Source organism: Vibrio sp. 2132-1 (assembly GCF_033344315.1).
Window position 1 is genome coordinate 73,910 of record NZ_JAWPON010000012.1, and the last position, 24,856, is coordinate 98,765.

Here is a 24,856-nt window from a genome sequence, read left to right on the forward strand (position 1 = left end):
TCCATCTAAGCTGAGCTGTTTAACACCATCCCTTGGTAAGCGCGGTATTAGAGCATAAAAGTAATCTAAACGCTGCAAGTTTTTTACGCTAGATAATAGATGACAAAGAAGAGGCAGAACAAAGCAACGTTTCGCCAAGTCACTAGAAAGAGCGACGAAGAAAAAGAGTGATAAGAAAAAAGAAAGCGCTGGTCTCTCAACCAACGCTTTACTTAAGCTACATTAACCTTTGGTTAATTAACCGATATTCTTACGGGCATTTTGGAACATACGCATCCAAGCGCCATTTTCACCCCAACCTTCCGGAGCCCAAGAATTTGCAACTGTGCGGAATACGCGCTCTGGGTGAGGCATCATGATAGTTACGCGACCGTCTGCTGTTGTTAAACCGGTAATCGCGTTTGGCGAACCATTCGGGTTGTTCGGGTATTGTTGTGTTGGGTTACCGAGGTTATCCACGTAACGAACCGCAACCGTACCTGATGCCTCAATCGCTGCTAGGTGCTCTGCATCACGTACTTCTACACGCCCTTCACCGTGGGAAACCGCGATTGGCATGCGCGAACCAGCCATTCCGTCGAAGAATACAGAGTCAGATTTCTGAACTTCAACTAGACTAAAGCGCGCTTCAAAACGCTCAGATTCGTTGCGCACAAAACGTGGCCACAAGTCTGCACCTGGGATCAGCTCTTTCAGGTTTGATAGCATCTGACAACCGTTACATACACCTAAAGAGAACGTCTCTTCACGGTTGAAGAAGGCTTGGAACTGTTCACGAGCTTGTGCGTTAAACAGGATAGACTTAGCCCAACCTTCACCCGCACCTAGTACGTCGCCGTAAGAAAAGCCACCACAAGCTACTAGGCCATGGTATTCATCCAGTACCGCTTGGCCCGTTAGGATATCGCTCATATGGATGTCGGTTGCTTCAAAACCAGCTCGGTCAAACGCTGCTGCCATTTCGACGTGGGAGTTAACGCCCTGCTCACGTAGGATTGCCATCTTAGGTTTAGCACCTTTCGCAATGTACGGTGCTGCAACGTCTTCATTTACGTCGAAGCTGAGCTTAACGTTTAGACCAGGGTCAGAGTTGTCTTTCTTAGCTTCGTGCTCTTGGTCTGCACACGCAGGGTTATCACGTAGACCTTGCATCTTATGCGTTGTTTCAGCCCAGATAACGCGTAGTTCGGTACGTGAACGTTCAAGCACAACTGCATCACCAGAAGTGATAACAAAGTCGTCTGAAGCTTCAACAGAACCAATCACATGTGAGCATGCCTCTAAGCCGTTTGCCGCCAGAGTAGATAGAACTGAATCTAGATCATCATTCTTAACTTGAACAACCGCACCTAGCTCTTCGTTAAATAGAACGGCTAGCGCATCATCACCCAGCTCTGCGATGTTCGCTTTTACGCCACAGTGACCCGCGAATGCCATCTCAGCCAGTGTAACAAACAGACCGCCGTCGCCTTTATCGTGGTAAGCCACTAGCTTGTCATCACGTACTAACGCTTGCATTGCATCAAAGAAGCCTTTTAGCTGCTCTGCATTATCTACGTCAGCAGGTTTGTCACCCAGCTGTTTGTATACTTGTGCCAATGCTGTCGCACCTAAGCGGTTTTTGCCGTTACCCAAGTCAACAAGAACTAGAGAAGTATTTCCTTTGTCAGTGCGTAGTTGAGGAGTCACGGTCTTACGTACGTCTTCCACACGACCAAATGCCGTGATAACTAGCGACAGTGGAGAAGTAACTTCTTTGCTCTCGCCGTTTTCTTCCCACTTGGTTTTCATCGACATGGAGTCTTTACCAACTGGGATAGTCAAACCTAAAGCAGGACACAGTTCTTCACCCACCGCTTTCACTGCTTCGTAAAGACCCGCATCTTCACCTGGGTGACCCGCTGGAGACATCCAGTTCGCAGACAGTTTAATGTGTTTAATATCACCGATGTCTGTTGCCGCAATGTTCGTTAGTGACTCACCAACTGCTAGGCGAGCCGATGCACCAAAGTCTAGTAATGCCACTGGCGTGCGCTCACCCATCGACATTGCTTCGCCATGGTAAGTGTCGTAGCTTGCCGCTGTTACTGCGCAGTTTGCTACTGGTACCTGCCAAGGACCAACCATTTGATCACGAGCAACCAGACCCGTTACTGTTCGGTCACCGATAGTAATTAGGAATGTTTTTTCTGCAACAGCAGGAAGACGAAGTACGCGATCCACCGCTTCATTAAGCTCAATACCATCACGAACAATGGCAGGGCTTTCCACTTTTAGTGTGGTTGCGTCGCGGTGCATCTTCGGTGGCTTACCAAGCAGGATATCCATTGGCATATCGATCGGCGTATTGTCGAAGTGAGAATCTTCTAGCGTTAGATGACGCTCTTCTGTCGCTACACCCACCACTGCATACGGTGCGCGTTCACGCTTACAGATTGCGTCGAATGCTTCCATGTTTTCTGGCGCTACCGCTAGAACGTAACGTTCCTGTGATTCGTTACACCAGATTTCCAGTGGGCTCATGCCCGGCTCATCGTTTGGTACATCGCGTAATTGGAACTTACCGCCACGCTCACCGTCGTCGACAAGTTCAGGCAATGCGTTAGAGATACCGCCTGCACCCACATCGTGGATAAATGCGATTGGGTTGTCGTCGCCTAACTGCCAACAACGGTCGATCACTTCCTGACAGCGACGTTCCATCTCTGGGTTTTCACGCTGTACTGAAGCGAAGTCCAGATCTTCTGCTGACTGACCAGATGCCATTGAGGACGCCGCGCCACCACCAAGACCGATGTTCATTGCCGGACCACCAAGTACGATTAGGCTCGCACCCACTGGAATCTCTTTCTTCTGTACGTGTTCATCTCGGATGTTACCCATACCACCAGCAATCATGATTGGTTTGTGGTAACCACGAATTTCTTCACCCGCATGAGAAGTGACTTTTTCTTCGTAAGTACGGAAGTAACCCAATAGATTTGGACGACCAAATTCGTTGTTGAATGCCGCGCCTCCTAGAGGACCTTCAAGCATGATGTCTAACGCATTTACAATACGACCCGGCTTGCCGAAGTCGGTTTCCCATGGCTGTTCAAAACCAGGAATACGTAAGTTAGAGGTTGTAAAACCAACCAGACCCGCTTTTGGCTTACCGCCGATACCCGTCGCGCCTTCGTCACGGATTTCACCGCCTGAGCCAGTCGATGCGCCCGGCCACGGAGAGATTGCCGTTGGGTGGTTGTGCGTTTCTACCTTCATCAAGATGTGCGTATCTTCATGGTGGTATGTGTATTGACGGGATTTAGGGTCAGGGAAGAAACGCCCCGCTTTAGAACCTGTCATAACGGCTGCGTTGTCTTTGTATGCAGACAGCACATAGTCAGGTGTCGTTTCAAAAGTGTTTTTGATCATTTTGAACAAAGACTTAGGTTGATCTACCCCGTCGATAGTCCAATCTGCGTTAAAAATTTTGTGGCGACAATGCTCTGAGTTCGCCTGAGCAAACATCATCAATTCAATGTCGTTTGGGTTACGCCCAAGCTTAGTAAAGTTCTCTACCAAGTAATCAATTTCATCTTCTGCGAGTGCCAAGCCAAGGGAAACGTTTGCCTCTTCAAGCGCAAGACGACCGCCAGCTAAGATATCAACATGTGCGACAGGCTTAGGCTCTGCAACAGTAAATAATGCTGATGCGGCTTCAAATGCTGTGAATACTGTTTCCATCATGCGGTCGTGAATTAACGCTTTAACAGCGTCAGCTTGAGCTTCTGATAGAACAACTGAAGATTCGACATAATAAGCCGTACCACGCTCTAGACGTTTCACTTTATCCAGACCACAGTTAACAGCGATATCGGTAGATTTAGAAGACCAAGGCGAGATAGTGCCAGGACGAGGCGTGACAAGAAGTAGAAGACCTTCAGGCTCATGCTCTTCGATGGTTGGGCCGTAAGTTAGTAACTTTTCAAGTTTTTCTAACTCTTGGTCATCAAGGTCTGACTTTAGATCGGCAAAGTGCATAAACTCGGCATAAATACCAGTTACAGGCAGATCTTGTTCACGACAAAGTTCCAGTAGTTTATTAACACGAAACTCAGAAAGAGCTGGGGAGCCACGCAAAATTCTCATGTGCTTAGGTCTCTTATGCAATTGATTAAGGTGATATTGGAATAAATTCAGACACTTAAAATAAGCCCTGTCGAACCTATGCCGATTCCACCTCGTCATTGCGAGCGCATTATATAGTAATTGTTTTTGTGATGTAACACCAAAAGCAACCGTTTGCGTCATTTTTTTTGTCAAATTTGAATTACAACTAAAATGTCGATAAAACACACAATGTCACGTTATAAGTGTGTGATTCACTTTGCCCCATGAGCTCGCTTTGATATAAAGGCAAATAGAAATTTTCCAAGATGTACCTATTAATGCAAATAAGTCACTTCAACCGGCTCAAGCGCAGTGCTCTAATTTTAGTTTCTGTTCTTTTGCTCTCTGCTTGCCAGATTGAGTCGGAGCCCAAAAGTGAATTTGAAAAAATTCAAGAACGTGGTGTGCTTCGTGTTGGCACGCTAAACAATCAGCTTTCCTACTACATAGGACCCGATGGTCCCGCAGGGTTGGATTACGAATTGGCGCGTCAGTTTGCGGAGCAGCTCGGCGTCAAACTCGAGATTAAACCAGCCTTTCGCCAGGCTGAGCTTTTTCCTGCTCTTAAGAAAGGAGATATCGATATCATCGCTACGGGTTTAAATCAAACGTCACAAGCAGTCAAACGATTTAGACCAGGCCCTGCCTATTATTATGTAAGCCAACAAGTGGTATATAAAAAAGGGCAACTTCGACCACGTGATATCGAACAACTCATTGAATACCAAGCCTCGAAAGACGACGAGTCCGACGAAGATACAAATGCAGGAGCGCAAACATTAAAGATCGTTGAACAATCGCAATATGTTCCGACCCTAACAGCGTTAAAGAAGCAGTATCCAGAACTTCAGTTTGAAATTGTTGGTGATGCTGACACGAAAGACTTACTCAAATACGTATCGACGGGTGAGTTACGTTTTACTGTGACTGATTCGGTGGAACTTTCCCTAGCTCAACGCCTTTACCCCGATCTTGCGCTCGCATTTGAACTTACAGAAGATCAACCAGTGTCTTGGTTTACTCGACGTTCTGAAGACGAAAGTTTGTATGCGATGCTGATAGAGTTTTTCGGTAACATCAAACAATCAGGAGAACTGTCCACCCTCGAAGAAAAGTACATTGGTCATATTGAGGCATTTGATTACGTTGATACTCGCGCATTCATTCGAGCTCTGGATGACAAATTGCCTAAGTGGGCACCTTTATTCCAAAAGTACAGCGAAGAGTTCGACTGGCGCTTAATTGCAGCATTGGCGTATCAAGAGTCACACTGGAAACCAACAGCAAAATCGCCAACGGGTGTTAGGGGGATGATGATGCTGACTCTGCCAACGGCGAAAAGCGTCGGGGTAACAAACCGTTTAGACCCTGAGCAATCTGTTCGTGGTGGTGTCGAGTACTTACGTCGCATTGTAGGTCGCGTGCCTGATAGCATCAACGAGCATGAAAAAATATGGTTTGCGTTAGCTTCATACAATATTGGTTACGGCCACATGATGGACGCACGACGACTCACCAAAGCACAAGGTGGCGATCCGAACGCTTGGGCCGATGTAAAAGACAGGCTGCCTTTACTTCGTCAGAAGCGCTATTACAGCCAAACTCGCTATGGGTACGCCAGAGGCGATGAAGCGCGTAATTACGTAGAAAATATTCGACGTTACTACCAATCCATCATTGGTCATGTCAGCCAACAGCCAGCGATTGATGAGAATAGCGATGACTTGCAAGTGATTCCGCCGCTCAACCCCGACATTTTGATATCGGGCGCAGTAGAGACCGTCGTAGAACAAGTCTCTGGCGCTTCTGACGTCACGGTTGAAGAAGACACCGAACAAGAAAGCATTGAAGAATAAACCCGCGGTAAACTAAAAAATGACGAGCCTATGAAGCTCGTCATTTTTGTTGAGTCCTAACGAAAACTTATCTAGAATCCAATATTCTGAGTGACACCAACCACACTCAACCATTCCTTTGGTTGGTCGCCTTTTCTTCATCGTTAGTAAAACTGATTGCTTTGTAACCACATGGTTTAGCTCACTTGATGAAGCGGCGCCTTCGGCTACACTCTGCCGAAATAACGTCACTCCTATTATTAAGCATCGTATTGAAATTGTTTGCTGGCTCTGTGCAATGCAGAAGTCAAATGAAGAACGTTTAAACCATACAATGTTTAGTGCGATTATCGAGCCTATTGCCAAGCATCGATGAGCCGCACTTTACTGGTATAAGTCTTGTCTGCAGGAGGTTTTGAATATGAGAAGACGTAGAGTGCAGTCAAAGCGTTTAAATAACACAGTAGCTGCTATCCGACGTAAACGTAAACTGACATGTATGAAAAAGAAAGTAAGTTCACGTAATCGTGTTTTTGTACATTTAGTCAATCACTAGTGCGTCCAAGCAAACATCTACCACGTTGTAGGTGTTTGCTAGCCCTCACCACTCCTACTACCTTGTTCGCTCTCTCCATTTTCTAATGCTTTTTGTGCTTGCTTCTTCGCTTTAATTTCCTTTCGGCGGCGCTTAAAAAACGCTTGTAGCTGAGTACGGCACTCATCTTCTAGCAGCCCCTTTTCAATTAAGGCGTAATGGTAAGCGGCTTGACTTTCAAACAAATTAAGCACTGTTCCTGCTGCTCCAGCTTTTAAATCTGGCGCTCCAAAAACAACCCGCTTAACGCGGCTATGCAATAAGGCTCCGGCACACATTGGGCATGGCTCAAGTGTTACATATAACGTCGTATCCAGAAGGCGGTAATTTTCTAGCTTTTGGCCTGCTTTACGCAGCGTTTGGATCTCAGCATGTGCGGTAGCGTCATTAGTACCAATAGAGCGATTCCACCCCTCAGCGATAATTTCACCATCTTTGACAAGCACTGCGCCAACAGGTACTTCCCCCTCAGCTTCTGCTTGCTCAGCAAGCTCCATCGCTCTGCGCATAAACAATTCATCTTGAGGGGAAAACGGATGGTTAGACAAAGGAGGCTCCAAAGAAACAAAAAACGATTGAAGTCAGGAATTTTATCACCAACTTCGGTTTCACTACAGCAACACATCACGGGACAAAGTCTGCAACTCCAAAAAACTAGTTACAAGACCTATCGATGTTCGTTTTACGAGAACAAAAAAACGCAGATCGAAGACCTGCGCTTTTTGGCTGCCAATTAGCGGCTTTCACACCCTACACGTTTTTACATTGTGTAAGTGTAAGGAGCTTGAATGCCTAGCGGGATACCTACCATCCAATAAGCAACTAGGAAGATAGACCAACCGATCAGCATTGCGATCGAGAATGGCATCATTAGTGACGCAAGCGTACCGATACCAGCCGACTTCACATAACGCTGACAGTAAACCACAACAAGAGGGAAAAATACCATTAGAGGCGAAATGATGTTCGATACAGAGTCACCCACACGGTAAGCCGCCTGAGACAGCTCAGGCGAGATACCAACCGCCATTAGCATTGGCACTAGGATTGGACCAATTAAAGCCCATTTTGCCGATGCCGAACCAATAAGTAGGTTTACAGATGCGGTTAGAAGGATCATACCGATGATGGTCACTTCACCTGGTAGGTTCATCGCTTTTAAGCCTTCTGCGCCATACAACGCTAGCATCGTACCGATGTTTGACTGAGCAAATGCAGATAGGAACTGAGCACAGAAGAACGACATAACAATGTATGCGCCCATGGTTGACATAGTATCAGCCATCGCTTTGATAATGTCGTTGCTGGTCTTGAACGTTCCAGACACTTTACCGTAAACGTAACCAGGAATGATAAACAGAATAAAGATCAACGGCACGATAGACTTCATTATCGGTGCTGAGAAGGCTGTAATTTCACCTTCAGGCGAGCGAAGTGCTGATGTTTCTGGAATTAACGCTGCAACAAGTAAAGCAATACCCGCCATCATTGCCCAACCTGCATAACGGAATGCTTTTGATTCCAGTTCAGTAAATGAACCTAGGTTTGGCGCGGTTTCCGCATCATCATCAATTGGCATTTTTGATAAACGAGGCTCGATGATTTTCTCTGTCACGTACCAACCAATCCCCACAATAATGATAGAGGATAGGCCAGTGAAGAAGATGTTCGCTAATGGGTTAACCACATATTCAGGATCAAGAACCTGCGCCGCAGTTTGCGTAAAGCCAGCCAATAGCGGATCGATACCTGAAGGGATAAAGTTTGCAGAGAAGCCACCAGATACACCTGCAAATGCTGCCGCAATACCTGCTAAAGGGTGACGACCTGCCGCATGGAAGATAATACCGCCAAGAGGAATAACTAGAACATAGCCTGCATCTGCCGCAGTATGCGATACAATGGCAACCAAAATAAGCATTGGAGTAAGAAGCTTAGCTGGCGTGAAGTTCAGCATCTTCTTAAGACCCGTCGTAATAAAACCCGAAGAATCTGCAACACCCACACCTAGCATTGCGACAAGTACGATACCCAGTGGCGCAAAGCCAGTAAACGTCGTCACCATGTTAGCAAGGAAACTTGCTAGCGCTTCGCCCGTAAGTAAGTTGGTGATAGTAAGAGCTTCGCCCGTTCGAGGGTTTGGAAGAGCGAATGATACATTCGACAAAAGTGCTGACGCCGCCCAAGTAATGATCAATGCCCAGAAGAACAAAATCGCAGGATCAGGAATTTTGTTACCTGTCCTCTCGATAAAGTTTAAAAAGCGCTCCATCCCGCTCGGCTTCGATGATGGTGCCTTATTTACAGCTTGGTTACTCATGGTAACTCCATAGTGAATGATGTTGGTGCCAAGGCCTATTTGAATAATTATAACGACCTACTATCCAACGAGTATTCTAGTAAACACTAATGGAGAAAGCACAAGGTTCTAGATTTTTTTTCATAATTGGAGACATTTTTTGCAAAAACACCACTTCAATTAAACATAATAAAAACAGTAGAACATCAACTCAATTAACAGTTCAAAAACCATTTATTAACCGTGACAAATCCGGTATCAAACAGGAGTTACATCCGCATTTGTCTCAGCCCATGTATGCAATTGAACTTAGTTTTCGAATTCACTGTATTGTGAGATCATCGTTTTAAGCTGAACTGATCGCGTCTCGCCGATTCTATCCTTCCAGCTAGAGGTAATGGTGATAGTTTTCAGTGTTCCTGAAACCGTGGCAGCTGGAACTTCCCACTCGACGACATAAGATCCAGTAACAGAAGAGCCTGTTGCAATAGAAGCAAAATTTGCAGGTGTGATGGTAGACATCGCCGCAGAAGCACCACGCGTCCGGAACCATTCGAGCTGGTTTTCTGCTAGACGAAGTGCTTCAATACTTTTTATGGCATATTCGGATTCGCGTTCTAGATATACGTTTAGCTTCGTTAAACCTAGAGCCCCAACACCGATAAGTAGAAAAGAAATTAGAACTTCAAGAAGGTTAAAACCTTTTTGTTTAGAGATCATTCCAGGAGCCCTTTTTCCATTTTACTTTCTTGTGAACATTGGGTACAGATGTTGAATCAAACTCCAAATTAACTGCAGCACCAAAGACACTTAACCCTCCTGGGGTGTCGAAAACATATCCACCTACAGGCTTGAAAGCGCCACGGGAAAAAAAAGTAAGCTTCTTTATTTCGTCTGTAGAGAGTCCTCCTATAAATGGAGTGACTGAGACATCTGATGTCCATCTTGCGGACATGTCACTAACTGTAGAAGTAAACAATTGGTAAACAGTTCCGGGAAAAGAGTCAACCCCATTAACCGACAATAAGCCATTCTCGATAACAAGAAGCTTAGGGCTAGAATTGAGGCTGATTCCGATACCAGTTTCTAGGTCACAATCACCAACCACCCACACTTTGTCGCTCACAGAAAATGAACTAACAATTCTATCAACACAAGATTTAACTGTTGACGAGCTGCTTGCCACACTCCCATCAATCACCACAAATCCATTCTTTATTTGAGTTAATTGGGAGCGAGGATAACCAAAAAAAGCTTCAAAAGGGTCAAGATTTGGGTCATGAACAAAATCATGCTCAAACATCTTTTCGTCGCCAATATAATTTTGATTGTTACCAATGACTTTCACTTTGTAGTCGTTTACGCCACCAGAATCATCGCAGTTAGCGTCACCAGAAACGCATAACCCTAAGCGGGCAGTGTTAGTCATATGAGATGAACTACACGTTTTTCCAGAAGGGTGTGAAGTAACAAAAGCGCCCTCCATTACTACTGATTTCATAAATCGAACAGAAACACAAGTATCCTGCTCGACAAATTCAGGTGTAAAAAGATAAGAGCCCATTAACTTCAAATCTGAGCGGGCTTGTATAGCTCCGCTTGGTCTACCAACTACTTCAATACTTTTGAAGGTCTCAACTCGGTTATTTACGCTTGAAGATAGCTCGTAGAATTTGGGATCCACCAAAGATTGAGTTGCGACAACAGTACTTTGTAAACAACTAGAGTAGTCTTGCATATTTGGTGCGATCGACATATCCGCTTTATTTATCGCATAGCCACACTCCAATCCCCCTTCTGCAAGCCAATGTTCTTGTCGTGCTTCAATTTGATTGTTGGCACGCTTGATCTGATAAAAAAGAGACTTGTAGCTACCAAGCGACATCATTAACGCTGCGACAAGTAATACACTGACAACGAGTAACGCTACTGCACCTTGTTGTTTCTTCATTACTGCCAGTTCCTTTGCATCGCAGTAAACGACTGCTGAGTGCGAATATCAGTCGCATCTTTCAATTCGGTTCCCAATGTAACGGTCACCAGTACACTTTTTGCATCAGTGCTTTCTAACAGTTCACTAGTAAGGTCAAAACGATTAACGTGAATAACTTTCTTATCAAAAAGATTTTTACATGAGCGAGTGCCTGCAAGGTTAATCACGTCATCAACATCCCATATCGTTGTTTGTTTTTTTTCACAAACAAATAGCGACTCTGGCGTGCTAACTCGTTGCTCATAAGCTACGTTTTTATATAAAGGAAAAGAGCTAGCGCCAGCGCCAGAAACACCTATGTAATAAGCATAAGCAATCACCCCTCTATCAACATCATCGAGAGTGTAAATTGTGTTTGATGAGCCAGATATTTTTATAGAATTGCCATCGTTACCATCAAAACCAGCACGCTGAATGTCACTCTTGAGCATTTGCACAACACTTTCAGAGTTCTGTAACAACATTAGCTCTTTCGACCGTTCCATTATCACCCTTTGACCACTCACATAGATTGACCCCACTGTAGCAAGAGAAATAAGCCCAAGTGCCGATGCGATCATAAACTCAACAAGGCTTGCCCCTTTTTGTTTAAACATAATCATCCTTTTAAGAGCAAGTTGAATAACCGTAATATTCTGTACTGTTGCTATCACTACACACTCGCACGCGAGCAGATAAAGTGTGAGAAATAAGTTTTAAGACTTTTGATGATTCACCAACAGGATGAAACTTCAAGCTTCCTGATGATGGTCGGCCATAAACGTCGTCAAAACTGATTTGGTCTGAATCGTAGCTAGGTGTAACGACAATACCGTCATACGGCTTACCTGATAAAGAGAACAACACAGTCCCAGCCCCCTCAGCTCCGTTATCTGTCAAATCAATACGCCAGTTTCCGTCACTAGATGAACTCCCAGACATGATGATGTGTGCCCAAAGTCTTTCACGCCGTAATACTGCTTCAGACTTGCCTTCAATAACAAAGCCATGCAATTCATTAGCTAAGCGCTGCATTTTGTTGGTTTCAAAAACATTTTGGAAAGATGGAGCTGCAAACGCCAATATAATACTCAGTACAGCAACAGTAATAAGAAGCTCCAACAACGTAAACCCGCGAGGCATTTCCCAAATTCCTATGTAAACGGCAAAAGGGCCGTAATTCATCTTGCACAGATGCTATCACCTGCCAAAAATAGGCGGAAAAGTGAAAAGGAAACTACTCGTGATGATTCGAATTTCTCGTTGTAACGGCTACAAAAAAGGATTGAGAGGGATGACATTGATCGAATTACTGATAGCTGTCGTGATTGTCGGGATCATTGCTGCGGTCGCCTACCCTTCTTACACTAATCATGTAATCAAGTCTCATAGGACGGTTGCCTTGAGCGATCTTAGTCGAATTCAGCTAGAGCTAGAGACATCTTATGATGGTGGGTACGACTGGAGTCATATTCTCTCTGGAGGGACATGCACTCTATGTGACTCAGACAAAAATAGATTTTCTTTCGATATTGCGAGCTCTGCAAGTACGGCCTATACCATTACAGCAACAGCAAAATCGGCTCTGGGACAAGACGACGACGAGTGCTTGACTGGTTCTAAAACGATTACTTTAACGTCAACAAATGTCGAAGAACCAAGTGATTGCTGGAATTAGGAAGAACACCGAGATGCAAAAAGGCCTGCATTTTAGCAGGCCTTTGTATTTGTGCTTTTCACTAACGTCTTAGCTGGTTAAATCATCAAAGAACTTTTTCACACCGTTGAAAAAGCCTTCTGATTTAGGCTTGTGCTTTGTCGCCGCTTCACCACCACAAGACTCTTCAAACTCTTTGAGCAGTTCTTTTTGGCGTGAGCTTAGGTTTACTGGTGTTTCAACAACCAACTTAACAATAAGATCACCAACACCGCCACCGCGAACGCCTTTCACACCTTTACCACGCATACGGAACATACGACCTGTTTGCGTTTCTGAAGGCACTTTTAGGCTTACGCGACCATCTAGGGTTGGTACTTCAACTTCACCACCTAGAGCTGCCATCGCAAAGCTTACTGGCACTTCACAGTATAGGTTGTTGCCATCACGCTCGAAGATATGGTGCTCTTTCACGTGCACTTGTACATACAAGTCACCCGCTGGTGCTCCCATTTCTCCCGCTTCACCTTCGCCAGATAGACGAATACGGTCGCCAGTATCAACACCTGCTGGGATCTTAACGTTAAGTGTTTTTGTTTTCTGCTTACGACCTTGACCATGACACTCATTACAAGGGTCTTTAATGATTTTACCTTTGCCGTGACAGGTAGGACAGGTTTGTTGCACTGCGAAGAAGCCCTGGCGCATCTGTACTTGACCATGACCATGACAGGTACCACATGTTTCAGCAGATGAACCTTTCTTCGCGCCACTACCATCACAGGTATCACAGTGTACTAGTGTCGGTACTTCGATCTCTTTCGTTACACCACGAACCGCTTCTTCTAGCGTCAATTCCATGTTGTAACGTAGGTCAGCACCTCGCTGGGCACGTTGGCCACCACCGCCACGACGACCACCACCAAAGATGTCACCGAATACATCGCCAAAGATGTCGCCGAAATCAGCACCGCCGCCGCCAAAGCCGCCGCCACCGAAACCACCGCCGCCTTGTTCAAAAGCTGCATGACCGTATTGGTCGTACGCCGCTTTCTTTTGAGGGTCGGTCAGAACTTCGTACGCTTCTTTTACTTCTTTAAACTTGTCCGCCGCAGAATCATCACCCTGGTTTCGGTCTGGGTGGAATTTCATCGCTAGACGCTTATACGCCTTTTTGATATCGCGCTCTGAGGCATCACGGCTTACGCCTAATACTTCGTAAAAATCACGTTTTGACATGTTCTTCGTCACCAGTTAATTACTACAAACGGCATCGATTCACCGCTTGGTGTTTGTATCGTTCTAGGTAAGTGCACTTGTCTGCAACATACTTAACTAGAAAGACAGCGTTTACAAACAGACGGGCGTAAGAGTTGCCCCAAACGCCCGCACACGAAGTCTTATCGACCCCAGATGGCTATGCAGCCATCTGGTTAAGAAATATTATTTCTTGTCGTCTTTAACTTCTTCGAACTCAGCATCTACAACGTCGTCTTCTTTAGACTGTGCACCTGCGTCAGCACCTTGTGCTTGCTGCGCTTGAGCTTGTTGTTGAGCGATTTCCATCAGCTTTTGAGAAGCAGTCATTAGTGCTTGAACTTTAGCATCGATAGCTTCTTTGTCTTCGCCTTTACGTGCTGTTTCTAGCTCAGAAATTGCTGCTTCAATCTTCTCTTTCTCTTCTGCAGGTAGCGCTTCACCAGCTTCTTCTACTTGCTTACGAGTACCGTGAATCATTTGGTCAGCTTGGTTACGTGCAGTCGCTAGCTCTTCGAACTTCTTGTCCGCTTCTTTGTTAGCTTCTGCTTCTTGAACCATTTTCTCGATGTCTTCATCGCTTAGACCGCCAGAAGCTTGGATAGTGATCTTCTGCTCTTTACCAGTCTGCTTGTCTTTCGCAGATACGTGTAGGATACCATCCGCATCAAGGTCAAAAGTAACCTCGATTTGTGGCATACCACGTGGTGCAGGCTGGATGCCTTCTAGGTTAAATTGGCCTAGAGACTTGTTGTACATCGCTTGCTTACGCTCACCTTGTAGAACGTGGATAGTTACCGCGCTCTGGTTGTCTTCCGCTGTAGAGAAAACTTGGTTCGCTTTAGTTGGGATAGTTGTGTTCTTCTCAACTAACTTAGTCATCACGCCACCCATTGTCTCGATACCTAGAGACAGTGGAGTTACGTCTAGTAGTAGTACGTCTTTAACGTCACCAGCAAGTACACCACCTTGAACTGCAGCACCCATTGCTACTGCTTCGTCAGGGTTTACGTCACGGCGCGCTTCTTTACCAAAGAACTCAGCAACTTTCGCTTGAACCATTGGCATACGAGTCTGACCACCAACTAGGATTACGTCAGTGATGTCGTTTACTGATAGGTCAGCGTCAGCTAGAGCTACTTTTAATGGCTCAAGAGAGCGTTGTACTAGGTCTTCAACTAGAGATTCTAGTTTTGCACGAGTCACTTTAATGTTCATGTGCTTAGGACCAGTTGCATCTGCAGTAACGTAAGGTAGGTTTACGTCTGTTTGAGAAGTAGAAGAAAGCTCGATTTTCGCTTTCTCTGCTGCTTCTTTAACACGCTGCATTGCTAGTGGGTCGTTTTTAAGGTTGATGCCTTGCTCTTTGTTGAACTCATCAACCAAGTAGTTGATTAGACGGTTATCAAAGTCTTCACCACCTAGGTGAGTATCACCGTTAGTTGCTAGAACTTCGAATGTTTTCTCGCCTTCAACTTCATCGATTTCGATGATTGAAATATCGAATGTACCACCACCAAGGTCGTATACCGCGATAGTGCGATCGCCGCCTTTCTTATCAAGACCGTAAGCTAGCGCAGCTGCTGTTGGTTCGTTGATGATACGTTTAACTTCTAGACCTGCGATACGGCCAGCATCTTTTGTCGCTTGACGCTGAGCATCGTTAAAGTAAGCAGGTACTGTGATAACTGCGCCAGTTACTTCCTCACCAAGGAAGTCTTCAGCAGTTTTCTTCATTTTCTTAAGAACTTCAGCAGAAACCTGAGGAGCTGCCATTTTTTGGCCTTTCGCTTCTACCCAAGCATCACCGTTGTCAGCCTTAACGATTTTGTAAGGCATGATTTCGATGTCACGCTGAACTTCTTCGTCTTCAAAACGACGACCGATTAGACGCTTAATTGCAAATAGCGTGTTTTCTGGGTTAGTTACTGCTTGACGTTTCGCTGGTTGACCTACTAGCGTCTCACCGTCAGTGTAAGCAATAACCGATGCAGTAGTACGTTCGCCCTCTGCGTTTTCAATTACACGTGGTTTGTCGCCGTCTAATACAGCAACACATGAGTTAGTAGTACCTAAGTCAATACCAATGATTTTACCCATCTGGCTATCTCCGAATAAATTCTATTTTCGTTTGGTTATAACCCCAATGTGGGGGGAGGAGAATCGGGTTTCAACCCTTGCTCACAAACAAAAATAATCAATGTTTGCTTCTCTATGCCACATAGATAAGGGCGGCAAAATGCTTTTCAAGGGCAGAATTAAAAAAAAGCGTCTTTTTTCGAAATTTATGTGTTTCTTTCTGATTAGTTGGGAACTCGTCACACTGCTGTAGCGCAACAAAACGTCATTTCCCAGATAAATTTATTTATGTCCGACTCTTCCTAAATAAAAAACGAGCTCATAAGAGCTCGCTTCAATATTAGGGTTAAAATAAATTATTCAAGGTATTAGGCGTTCGCTTGAGCAGGCTCAGCATCAACACCTTCTTCTTTACCTATCTCACCTTCTGTTTTTGCAACAATGGTGTTCACTGCCGTGTCGCCGACAACGTTAGATGATGTACAGAACATATCATTTATACGGTCGACCGCTGCAATGATTGCTAAACCTTCAGGTGGTAAACCTAGTTGGTGAAGCAAAACGCCTACCATTACCACGCCGCCCCCAGGAACGCCGCCAGCACCAATAGATAACAGAAGAATAGTTAAGCCAAGTGTGAAGATGTCTGCGGTGTTAATTGGCTGGCCAAAAGCGTTCGCAACAAACATCGTTGCTAGAGCAATATAGATAGACACACCAGACATATTCATCGTTGCGCCCAGTGGTACACCGAAGCCAGCAACCGATTTAGAGACCTGAAGCTTTTCTGTCAGTGTGCGCATCGTTACCGGGATAGTCGCGTTTGAGCTCGCGGTAGATAGAGAGAAAAGAATCTGCTCACGAGTTGCACGTAGGAAAGTCTTTGGAGAAGTTCCTGTCGCAATACTCACTGCCATTGGGTAGAAGAAGAAGATCCAGAACACCAACATCGCAACCACCAAAGCCACGTAACCGGCAACGGACATTAATGTATTGGCGTTTAGCGTTGCACCTAGTTGAATCATTAGTGCGAACACACCATATGGTGCAAGACTCATCACTAATCCAACCAATTTCATCATGATTTCATTTGCCATTTTGAATGTGCGAATAGCTGGGCCACCACGAGAATCCAAAGCTTGAATTGCAAGCCCCGTCAAAATTGCCATAAAGATGATTTGCAGCATGTCGCCGCTAGCAAACGCTTGTACAGGATTGCTAGGAACAATGTTAACAACTAAAGAGAAAATGTCCGGCGTCTCTGTCGTTGTCAGCTGTACAGCCTCAGATACCGTTCCTGCTAGATTAGCGCCCGCTCCTGGCTGGAAGATCAAGCCGACAGTCAAAGCCGCCGTAATCGCAATGATGGTGTTAAGAATGTAAAGGGTAAAAGTTTTTCCACCAAGACGACCAAATGCACTGATGTCTTTCAAGTCAACAATGCCGCATACGATTGAAACGTAAACTAAAGGAACAACAAGCAATTTGATCAGTGAGACGAACATGCCGCCAACACCTTCTGCTGCTCCAAGTAGGTATGTATCAAAAATCGCAATACCGCTAAATAAGTACTGAATTGCTGTCCCCAGCACAAGGCCGGCAAACAAGCCTATAAAAATCTTACTAGAAAGCGATTTATCCATTATAAATCTCCGATATGTTGTGTTTACTATTTACATTTTTGTAGTTATATATGCTTACTTTTAAAGCATTAGTCGCAAATCATACACACCGAAGTTACAAAATAAAGTGATAATTTACATTTTTGTTAACGACATTGTTTTAGAAAAAATGACTATATTTACATTCCTATGCAGAACAAATATTCACACAACGAATGATTACAATCACTTATAGCCCTTTCCGTTAATAAACACGCAGCGAGATGAGAGAAAATCTCCTATAGGAAAATAATTAACCAATAGGAAAAAATATGAAGGGGATCAAATTTTCATTTATCGATATACAACGAAGTTCGATGCAGTCATTTATGTTTAAAACAAAAAAGCGCCCATCAAAAATGATGGGCGCTTTTATATTTAAAAAACAGGCAGTTAAAGTTACTTAGCAACCATTACCATTGCCGGACGAATCACACGGCCGTTTAGTTCGTAACCTTTTTGCATAACAAACATAACAGTGTTTGATTCATGATCAGGGCTCTCCTGAATCGACATCGCTTGATGGAACTCTGGATTGAATGCTTCACCTTCAGGGTTGATTGCTTTCAAGCCAAATTTCGCTACAACGTCTACAAACGTTTTATGTGTTAGTTCAACGCCTTCTAGGAACGGCTTCACAGTTTCATTCTCTGTATCTGCCGCTTGAATTGCACGCTCTAGGTTATCAATAACAGGAAGCAGCTCTTCTGCAAACTTGTTCAACGCAAACTTACGTGCTTTATCGATCTCTTGCTCAGTGCGACGACGCATGTTTTCTACTTCAGCTTTAGAACGCAACACCGCATCTTGTTGCTCTTTTACTTTTGCCTCGCTAGACAATAGTGCCGCTTCTAGTTGAGCAATCTTAGCGTCTGTCTCATCACCAAGCTCTTCAAGCTCAGCTTCAACTTCTTGTGCTTCAGCTTCTACTTTTTCAGCCTCTTCGATGATTTGATCAAGCTCTTCTTCTGTAACTTTGTTTTCTTCGTTGCTCATGATATCTCCAGAATTCAACATAATGCCCTTAAAGCCATGCGCGTTTTTGCGGGCTTTAACCACATAAAAATTCGCATATTTAGGTGACTTGCCATTATTATGGGGATGAAGATTCCTGATTCAAGCCTCTTTAATGCGGAAATGCTATGAAAAATCCATGTAACGTGATCGCGATTATCGGAAAACCAAGAGATCAACAAGCAATTCAAACTCATAAAGAGTTGTACCAATGGTTGACCTCTGAGGGCTATAAAGTATTCATTGACGATCGCCTTGCCGCAATACTGGATGATATCCCACAGAGTCAGTTTGCTAGCTTAGTTGAACTAGGAAAAAATGCCGATCTAGCCATTGTGGTTGGTGGCGATGGCAACATGCTAGGTGCAGCAAGAATTTTATCCCGATTTGATGTACCAGTTATAGGCGTGAACCGTGGAAATCTGGGCTTCTTAACTGACTTGAACCCAGACGACTTCCAAGCGTCTCTGCAAGCGGTACTCGACGGTGAGTATATTGAAGAGGAGCGTTTTCTTTTAGAGGCGGAAGTACACCGCCACGGACAAATAAAGAGTCATAACGCTGCGCTAAACGAAGCCGTACTTCACCCAGGGCAAATTGCCCATATGATTGAATTTGAAGTGTACATAGATGAAAGCTTCGCCTTCTCTTTACGGGCCGACGGTTTGATTGTCTCCACTCCGACTGGCTCGACGGCATATTCACTTTCTGGCGGCGGCCCAATTCTTTCTCCTAGCTTGAATGCCATTTCACTCGTGCCAATGTTCCCGCATACATTGTCGAGTCGACCTTTGGTGGTTGATGGAAAACGTCGAATTAAATTGGTGGTATCACCAGAAAACCGTGGAACACAAGAAGTTAGCTGTGATGGACAAGTCTCACTTCCAGTTACCCCTGGCGACGAAATTCACATCTATCAAAGTCCAAATGTACTAAAGCTCATCCATCCAAAAGACTACAGCTACTATCACGTCTTACGGAATAAGCTTGGCTGGTCTAGTAAATTGTTCTAACACTTGTTACTCAGGGTAATAACTTCAATAAAAAAGCCAGCAGCTCAATTGCTACTGGCTTTTGGCTTTCTTAGACAAGAAATAGACACAAAGTAGTGAGGCGACACGATATTTGTCATCATTAAAGAGAAGCTTATAAATTTTGATCCTGTGGGCAAACTTTACACAAAAGATAGAAAAGCAAATTCAATGATCTATGTCCGGTGATATTCTCACCATGAATAGAGTATTAACTCTATTTCATACAATCAATAAAGGACATATTATGAAGAAAACCATCATTCTGTCTGTTCTCAGTACATTAGCACTTATTGGCTGCCAATCAGAGGAAACGCAAGTCAACAGTGTGTCCAATGCAAAAGCGGAAGATATCACTAAGACGAAACGGGCCCTAGCTCAACAATTGAGTGAGAATTATGCTGCCATTGAACCCATGCTGAGAAGAGATATTACTCCGCAACAGACTAACGTGTCTGTATCAGCATTTGTTAAGCAAAACCCTAACTCAGAGTTCAGCCGCCAGCTTGTACAAGCTGACACTCAAATTCGTAGCTGGAAAGGTATTTCTGAATACTCTGATCAGTTGTTAGAAGTTCGCTTGGCAAATGAAGCCATGATAACAGCATGGCAAAGTGGCGAGGTCGAGCCATTATTTGCATTTGAACCAAGTGGTGATGATGAGAATTGGCAATACATCGAAGCATTTGATGTTTATGGCAACATCCATCAACTCGATGTTTACCAGCTCCCTGAGGTACCTGTACTTGTCGTTGATAACAATAGCTCTGCAGAGCTAAAAGCAGGCTTGCAAGCTATGCAAGCTGAGATGAAAAAACTCGGTCAACCAGCTTTAGTTCAACCATATATTGCTGATGAACAACGCCAAAATACACCGCTATTGTCAAGTAGCGCAGTGGGCGAAGCGGCTCCAATTCAAACCACGCAGTTGAAAAAGATCCGTCTAGCCGATGACAAAGAACCTTGGATCTCTGGCAAGGCAGAAATCTACGCTATCGTAACGGGCGTCAATCCAAGTCGTGATGAACCTACTCTCGATTTGGTGGAGCTTCCATACTTAGACTACGATAACCAAGATTACTATCCAAATCAGATCATTATTCACTGGTCTCGTTACCGCTGGGGTGCGGCAGACATTGTGCTCATGGAGCAAGATGACGGCACAGACTATAAACAATTGGCAAAACTCCTTGTTCAAGTTGCCGAAGAAGTATTGAAAGCGATTCCAGATCCAGAAGTTCAGGCTTACGCGATTATTCCGCAAATCACGAACAAGATCATCGACACTATCCCCGATGGTGTACTCACGAATGATGATGACTTCGTCGACGTTTACTACACTCTAATGCAAGATACTTCATACGTAGATCACCCAGGTGCAGGTGTGAATGCAGTCGTCACACTAGAACCACTAACGATTAACCCAACTCGTCCGTAACCTGTTCAATTTTAATGAGTCGTTGTAATCACATCGGCTCATTTTTCCCACTTCATCACAAAAAAACAGCCTACAAAGAAAATTTTCCCTACCTGACTTTACTGTATAAAGAAACAGTATATACTGTTCTCTTATACAGTATTGTTCAGTTATACAGGTAAATAAAATGCTGGCTCATCTAAGTGTTAATAATTTTGCGATTGTTAAGTCTTTACAACTCGAGCTTTCTAAGGGCATGACCACCATTACAGGTGAAACAGGCGCGGGTAAATCCATTGCTATCGATGCTTTAGGGCTCTGCTTAGGCGGACGAGCCGATGCCGGCATGGTGCGACAAGGTGAAGAGAAAACCGAAGTTAGCGCCGCTTTTTTATTGGACAACAACTTACATGCAACACGTTGGTTAGAAGATAACGATCTGCTAGATGGCAGTGAGTGTATTTTGCGTCGTATTATCACAAAAGAAGGCCGCTCAAGAGCCTTCATTAATGGCAGCCCTGTTCCACTATCACAACTCAAATCTCTAGGGCAGCTACTTATCAATATCCATGGGCAGCACGCTCATCATCAATTGATGAAAAGTGAGCACCAAATGGCCATGCTCGACCAATATGCTGGGCATTTAAACCTACTAAAAAGCACACGAAGTGCTTACCAGCATTGGCGTCAGGCGGATAATAACCTCAAGCAGCTAAAAGAAAATAGCCAGCAAAACCAGGCGCAAAAACAGTTGCTTGAATACCAAATCAAAGAACTGAATGAGTTATCGCTAGGTGAAGAAGAATTTGCAGAGCTCGAGCAAGAGCATAAACGACTATCCAACAGTGGTGAACTCGCCACTACCTGTCAGCAAGCCATCGAACTTATTTACGAAGGTGAAGAAGTCAATGCGCTTGGTATTTTGCAATCGGCCAATCACTCCCTAATTCAATTAGCCGAATTAGATGAAAAGCTATCTGAGCTACCTAACATGCTGTCAGAAGCGATGATTCAACTTGAAGAAACGAAGAATGAATTACGCAGCTACTTAGATGGCATCGATGTTGATCCAGCTCGTATGGCTTATGTAGAAGAACGTTTTTCTAAAGTGATGTCTGTAGCTCGTAAACACCACGTAATGCCAGAAGAACTCTACCAGCATCATCAAGATCTTCTGGCCCAAGTAGAAGCGTTAGATTGCTCCGATGAACGTTTAGATGAACTTGCTCAAGAAGTAGAACACAAGTACCAAAGCTTTCTAACACAAGCAGAAAAACTGCACAAATCACGCAGCCGTTACGCAAAAGAACTGAACAAACTGATCACACAAAGCATGCACGAATTGAGCATGGAGAAAGCAGTATTCAGTATCGAAGTTAGCAATGACAACACGCACCCATCGCCGCTTGGCATGGACAGCGTGTGCTTCTTAGTATCGACCAACCCGGGACAACCATTGCAACCTATAGCAAAAGTTGCGTCAGGCGGTGAGCTATCACGTATCTCTCTAGCTATCCAAGTGATCACCGCTCAGAAAGTAGATACACCAAGTTTAATCTTCGATGAAGTGGACGTAGGTATTAGTGGCCCAACAGCTGCCGTAGTGGGCAAAATGCTACGCAAGCTTGGCGAATCTACTCAAGTATTGTGTGTCACTCACCTCCCTCAAGTTGCCGGATGCGGCCATCAACAAATGTTTGTTGCTAAGCAAACCAAAGCAGGCCAAACCGAAACCCAAATGCACGCATTAGATGAACAACAACGTGTGGCAGAATTAGCTCGCTTACTTGGTGGTAGTCAAATAACCGACTCAACGTTGGCAAACGCAAAAGAACTGCTTATCGCCGCTTAATAAATCGACAAGGGATGAGATATGGATATCAGAGCAATACACAAAACCAACTGCTTAGATCTCATCCCTATTTTTATTGAGTTAGAACATTACTACTTCAAAGAAAAAGCTTCATCAAAACACGATCTGGTCCATTATCTAAAGAGCCAAGTCTTCTCTGAACATTCTGGTGTTAATATCATTGCGGTTTACGATAATGATGACGTCGTAGGCTTTGCATCTTATACCGTCATGTTCCCTGCCCCAAAACTCTCAGGGCAGATGTACTTAAAAGATCTGTTCGTATCTTCGAAGGTTCGAGGAAAAGGGGTTGGTCTCAAGTTAATGAAGTATCTGGCATCTTTGGCGATCAAGTGTGGATGCCAAAGGTTGGACTGGACAGCTGAAAGTAGTAACCCTACCGCAGGTCAGTTTTACCGCTCAATTGGTGCAACACTAATTCATGAAAAAGAGTATTATCGTTTTTCAGGTGATGCATTACGCGAATTCGCCAAAACCGACTAACGAGTCACTAGGCTTGGCTCACCGCTGAAAGCGTCCATCACCCTATCTCCGATTGAAATGTGCTCTTCGTCACCTAACTAATACGTCATGTGGTGACATTTACCGCCTAATATCGGTGAATAAATGCAACTCAACTCAAAATTCGTTGTCAGATTGTCTACCATACGACGCATAGCTTTTTACATCTGCGTCGAGCTTGTTTATTATCAGCGCAGTATTTTAAAGGTTACTAAGAAATTATTATGCAATTAAAGAAGTGGTTAGTTGCCGTACCATTAGCAATGACATTGCTGACAGGATGTTCGGTATTGGAAAGACTGGTTTATCGTATTGATATCAACCAAGGCAACTATGTAGAACAAAGTGCGGTTGATAAATTAAAGTTTGGGATGACTAAAGCACAGGTTCGCTTCGTATTAGGGTCGCCAATGCTTATTGAAAACGGCTATCCAAACACTTGGTATTACATCTATCATCATACTCCTGGCCATGGCGAACCAGTACAGAAAGATCTGATTGTAAACTTTAATGACCAAGGCACACTCGCAGACATCAGTGGTGACTTTCCAAAAAGTGACGCATTTTACGAGCAAATTCAGTAAACTGACTTTTGCAAAAAAACCTCCCGTTTGGGAGGTTTTTTATTATATAGAAATCACGTTAGTCAAACTTTGAGTAACTCACATGAGCTATTGGGTTTATATTAATCCTGCTTATTTTTACGTACAGAACTAGGCTTGCCACCGGTGACTGGGTCTGTACTTCCCTCGGCTTTAGCCTGCTCCGCCCTTTTACGGCGAATCTCTTTCGGATCGGCGAGTAACGGACGATAAATCTCTATTCGGTCTCGATCTCGAACGGTCGCATCCAACTTCACGTTACGACTAAACACACCCACTTTGTTCTTGGACAAATCAATTTCAGGGTACAACTCCAATACACCGGATTGTCGAATGATCTCTTCTACCGTTGCGTGATTATTTACCACTAAGTTAAATACACGCTGTTCATGAGGAAGAGCATAGACAACCTCAACGTGAATCATATCTGACTCAATACTCATAACACTCGTAGACCTGTTTTGCGCGTTTAGTAAATGCATTTACCATATTACTAGTAAGCTCGTTAAAAATCTTACCGAAGGCCATCTCAATCATTTTACTTGAGAATTCAAACTCAAGCTTTAGTTCAACCTTGCAAGCTTGCTCATCTAGCGCGGTAAAAATCCAACCACCACGCAACGTCTTAAACGGGCCATCCACCAAGTTCATCATAATTGCCTGACCGGGGATCAACTCATTTGAAGTCGTAAACGTTTTGCTGATTCCAGCCTTCGCCACATCGACAGAAGCCACCATACCATTCCCCGAAGACTCAATGATTCTAGAGCCCGAGCAACCAGGCAGAAATTCAGGGTATTTAGCAACATCATTAACCAGATTGAACATCTGTTCGGCGCTAAAAGACACAAGCGCAGAACGGCTGACTTGCTTCATACATACTCCTATCGATACATGTACAGATTTAAAGC

General features: G+C 44.3%; 20 protein-coding genes. 7 read left to right on the forward strand and 13 right to left on the reverse strand.

What is annotated here, in order from left to right:
* Nucleotides 1-237: 237 nt before the first annotated feature.
* Nucleotides 238-4,131, reverse strand: coding sequence for a phosphoribosylformylglycinamidine synthase (gene purL / locus R8N47_RS14865; RefSeq protein WP_064353670.1), 3,894 nt, complete (start codon nt 4,129-4,131; stop codon nt 238-240).
* Between the two features lie 299 nt (nt 4,132-4,430).
* On the opposite strand from purL, the gene mltF reads away from it, so the two are divergent.
* Entirely contained in the window at nt 4,431-6,008 is a 1,578-nt protein-coding gene (gene mltF, locus R8N47_RS14870; RefSeq protein WP_064353669.1) for a membrane-bound lytic murein transglycosylase MltF, read from the forward strand.
* Nucleotides 6,009-6,581: 573 nt separating this feature from the next.
* On the opposite strand, the gene tadA is transcribed toward mltF, so the two are convergent.
* The 6 genes from tadA to R8N47_RS14900 form a co-directional block, all read right to left on the reverse strand.
* On the reverse strand, nt 6,582-7,130 hold the full coding sequence (tadA, locus tag R8N47_RS14875; protein ID WP_081248149.1) for a tRNA adenosine(34) deaminase TadA: 549 nt from the start codon (nt 7,128-7,130) through the stop codon (nt 6,582-6,584).
* A gap of 212 nt (nt 7,131-7,342) precedes the next feature.
* Entirely contained in the window at nt 7,343-8,902 is a 1,560-nt protein-coding gene (locus R8N47_RS14880) for an AbgT family transporter (protein ID WP_064353667.1), read from the reverse strand.
* A gap of 288 nt (nt 8,903-9,190) precedes the next feature.
* Nucleotides 9,191-9,601 (reverse strand): prepilin-type N-terminal cleavage/methylation domain-containing protein, encoded by a 411-nt coding sequence (locus R8N47_RS14885; RefSeq protein WP_005381606.1) that lies wholly within the window; start codon nt 9,599-9,601, stop codon nt 9,191-9,193.
* Complete coding sequence (locus R8N47_RS14890) at nt 9,591-10,832, reverse strand: hypothetical protein (protein WP_064353666.1); 1,242 nt, start codon at nt 10,830-10,832, stop codon at nt 9,591-9,593. Before R8N47_RS14890 ends, R8N47_RS14885 begins: the two co-directional genes overlap by 11 nt.
* Nucleotides 10,832-11,470, reverse strand: coding sequence for a PilW family protein (locus tag R8N47_RS14895; protein WP_064353665.1), 639 nt, complete (start codon nt 11,468-11,470; stop codon nt 10,832-10,834). Before R8N47_RS14895 ends, R8N47_RS14890 begins: the two co-directional genes overlap by 1 nt.
* 10 nt (nt 11,471-11,480) lie before the next feature.
* Entirely contained in the window at nt 11,481-11,996 is a 516-nt protein-coding gene (locus R8N47_RS14900) for a GspH/FimT family pseudopilin (protein WP_064353664.1), read from the reverse strand.
* A gap of 103 nt (nt 11,997-12,099) precedes the next feature.
* On the opposite strand from R8N47_RS14900, the gene R8N47_RS14905 reads away from it, so the two are divergent.
* Nucleotides 12,100-12,531 carry a type IV pilin protein gene (locus R8N47_RS14905; RefSeq protein WP_064353663.1) on the forward strand — a complete coding sequence of 144 codons (432 nt, stop codon included), beginning with the start codon at nt 12,100-12,102 and terminating at the stop codon, nt 12,529-12,531.
* A 69-nt stretch (nt 12,532-12,600) separates the two neighbouring features.
* Here the strand turns inward: R8N47_RS14905 and dnaJ are convergent, their stop codons facing one another.
* The 4 genes from dnaJ to grpE form a co-directional block, all read right to left on the reverse strand.
* The gene (gene dnaJ / locus R8N47_RS14910; RefSeq protein ID WP_064353662.1) at nt 12,601-13,749 is read right to left on the reverse strand and encodes a molecular chaperone DnaJ; all 1,149 of its coding nucleotides are present in this window, start codon (nt 13,747-13,749) and stop codon (nt 12,601-12,603) included.
* A gap of 204 nt (nt 13,750-13,953) precedes the next feature.
* Nucleotides 13,954-15,867 carry a molecular chaperone DnaK gene (dnaK, locus tag R8N47_RS14915; protein WP_005381623.1) on the reverse strand — a complete coding sequence of 638 codons (1,914 nt, stop codon included), beginning with the start codon at nt 15,865-15,867 and terminating at the stop codon, nt 13,954-13,956.
* A gap of 347 nt (nt 15,868-16,214) precedes the next feature.
* Complete coding sequence (locus R8N47_RS14920) at nt 16,215-17,489, reverse strand: dicarboxylate/amino acid:cation symporter (RefSeq protein ID WP_005381625.1); 1,275 nt, start codon at nt 17,487-17,489, stop codon at nt 16,215-16,217.
* Nucleotides 17,490-17,906: 417 nt separating this feature from the next.
* On the reverse strand, nt 17,907-18,503 hold the full coding sequence (gene grpE, locus R8N47_RS14925) for a nucleotide exchange factor GrpE (protein WP_021034134.1): 597 nt from the start codon (nt 18,501-18,503) through the stop codon (nt 17,907-17,909).
* A gap of 146 nt (nt 18,504-18,649) precedes the next feature.
* On the opposite strand from grpE, the gene nadK reads away from it, so the two are divergent.
* From nadK to bamE, 5 genes are all read left to right on the forward strand, one after another.
* Complete coding sequence (gene nadK, locus R8N47_RS14930; RefSeq protein ID WP_005381631.1) at nt 18,650-19,534, forward strand: NAD(+) kinase; 885 nt, start codon at nt 18,650-18,652, stop codon at nt 19,532-19,534.
* Between the two features lie 265 nt (nt 19,535-19,799).
* Nucleotides 19,800-20,990: a DUF3103 domain-containing protein gene (locus tag R8N47_RS14935; RefSeq protein WP_005383752.1), complete on the forward strand. Its 1,191-nt coding sequence runs from the start codon at nt 19,800-19,802 to the stop codon at nt 20,988-20,990.
* Nucleotides 20,991-21,156: 166 nt separating this feature from the next.
* Nucleotides 21,157-22,821, forward strand: coding sequence for a DNA repair protein RecN (gene recN / locus R8N47_RS14940; protein ID WP_005383750.1), 1,665 nt, complete (start codon nt 21,157-21,159; stop codon nt 22,819-22,821).
* 21 nt (nt 22,822-22,842) lie between these two features.
* Nucleotides 22,843-23,325, forward strand: coding sequence for a GNAT family N-acetyltransferase (locus tag R8N47_RS14945; protein ID WP_005381636.1), 483 nt, complete (start codon nt 22,843-22,845; stop codon nt 23,323-23,325).
* 242 nt (nt 23,326-23,567) lie between these two features.
* Nucleotides 23,568-23,927 (forward strand): outer membrane protein assembly factor BamE, encoded by a 360-nt coding sequence (bamE, locus tag R8N47_RS14950; protein WP_017820585.1) that lies wholly within the window; start codon nt 23,568-23,570, stop codon nt 23,925-23,927.
* Nucleotides 23,928-24,028: 101 nt separating this feature from the next.
* Here bamE and R8N47_RS14955 read toward each other — a convergent pair whose 3' ends face one another.
* Together R8N47_RS14955 and R8N47_RS14960 are read right to left on the reverse strand one after the other, a co-directional pair.
* A complete protein-coding gene (locus R8N47_RS14955) occupies nt 24,029-24,388 on the reverse strand; it encodes an RnfH family protein (protein WP_064353661.1) in 360 nt (119 codons plus the stop codon).
* A complete protein-coding gene (locus R8N47_RS14960) occupies nt 24,378-24,821 on the reverse strand; it encodes an SRPBCC family protein (RefSeq protein WP_005381641.1) in 444 nt (147 codons plus the stop codon). Before R8N47_RS14960 ends, R8N47_RS14955 begins: the two co-directional genes overlap by 11 nt.
* Nucleotides 24,822-24,856: the final 35 nt, after the last annotated feature.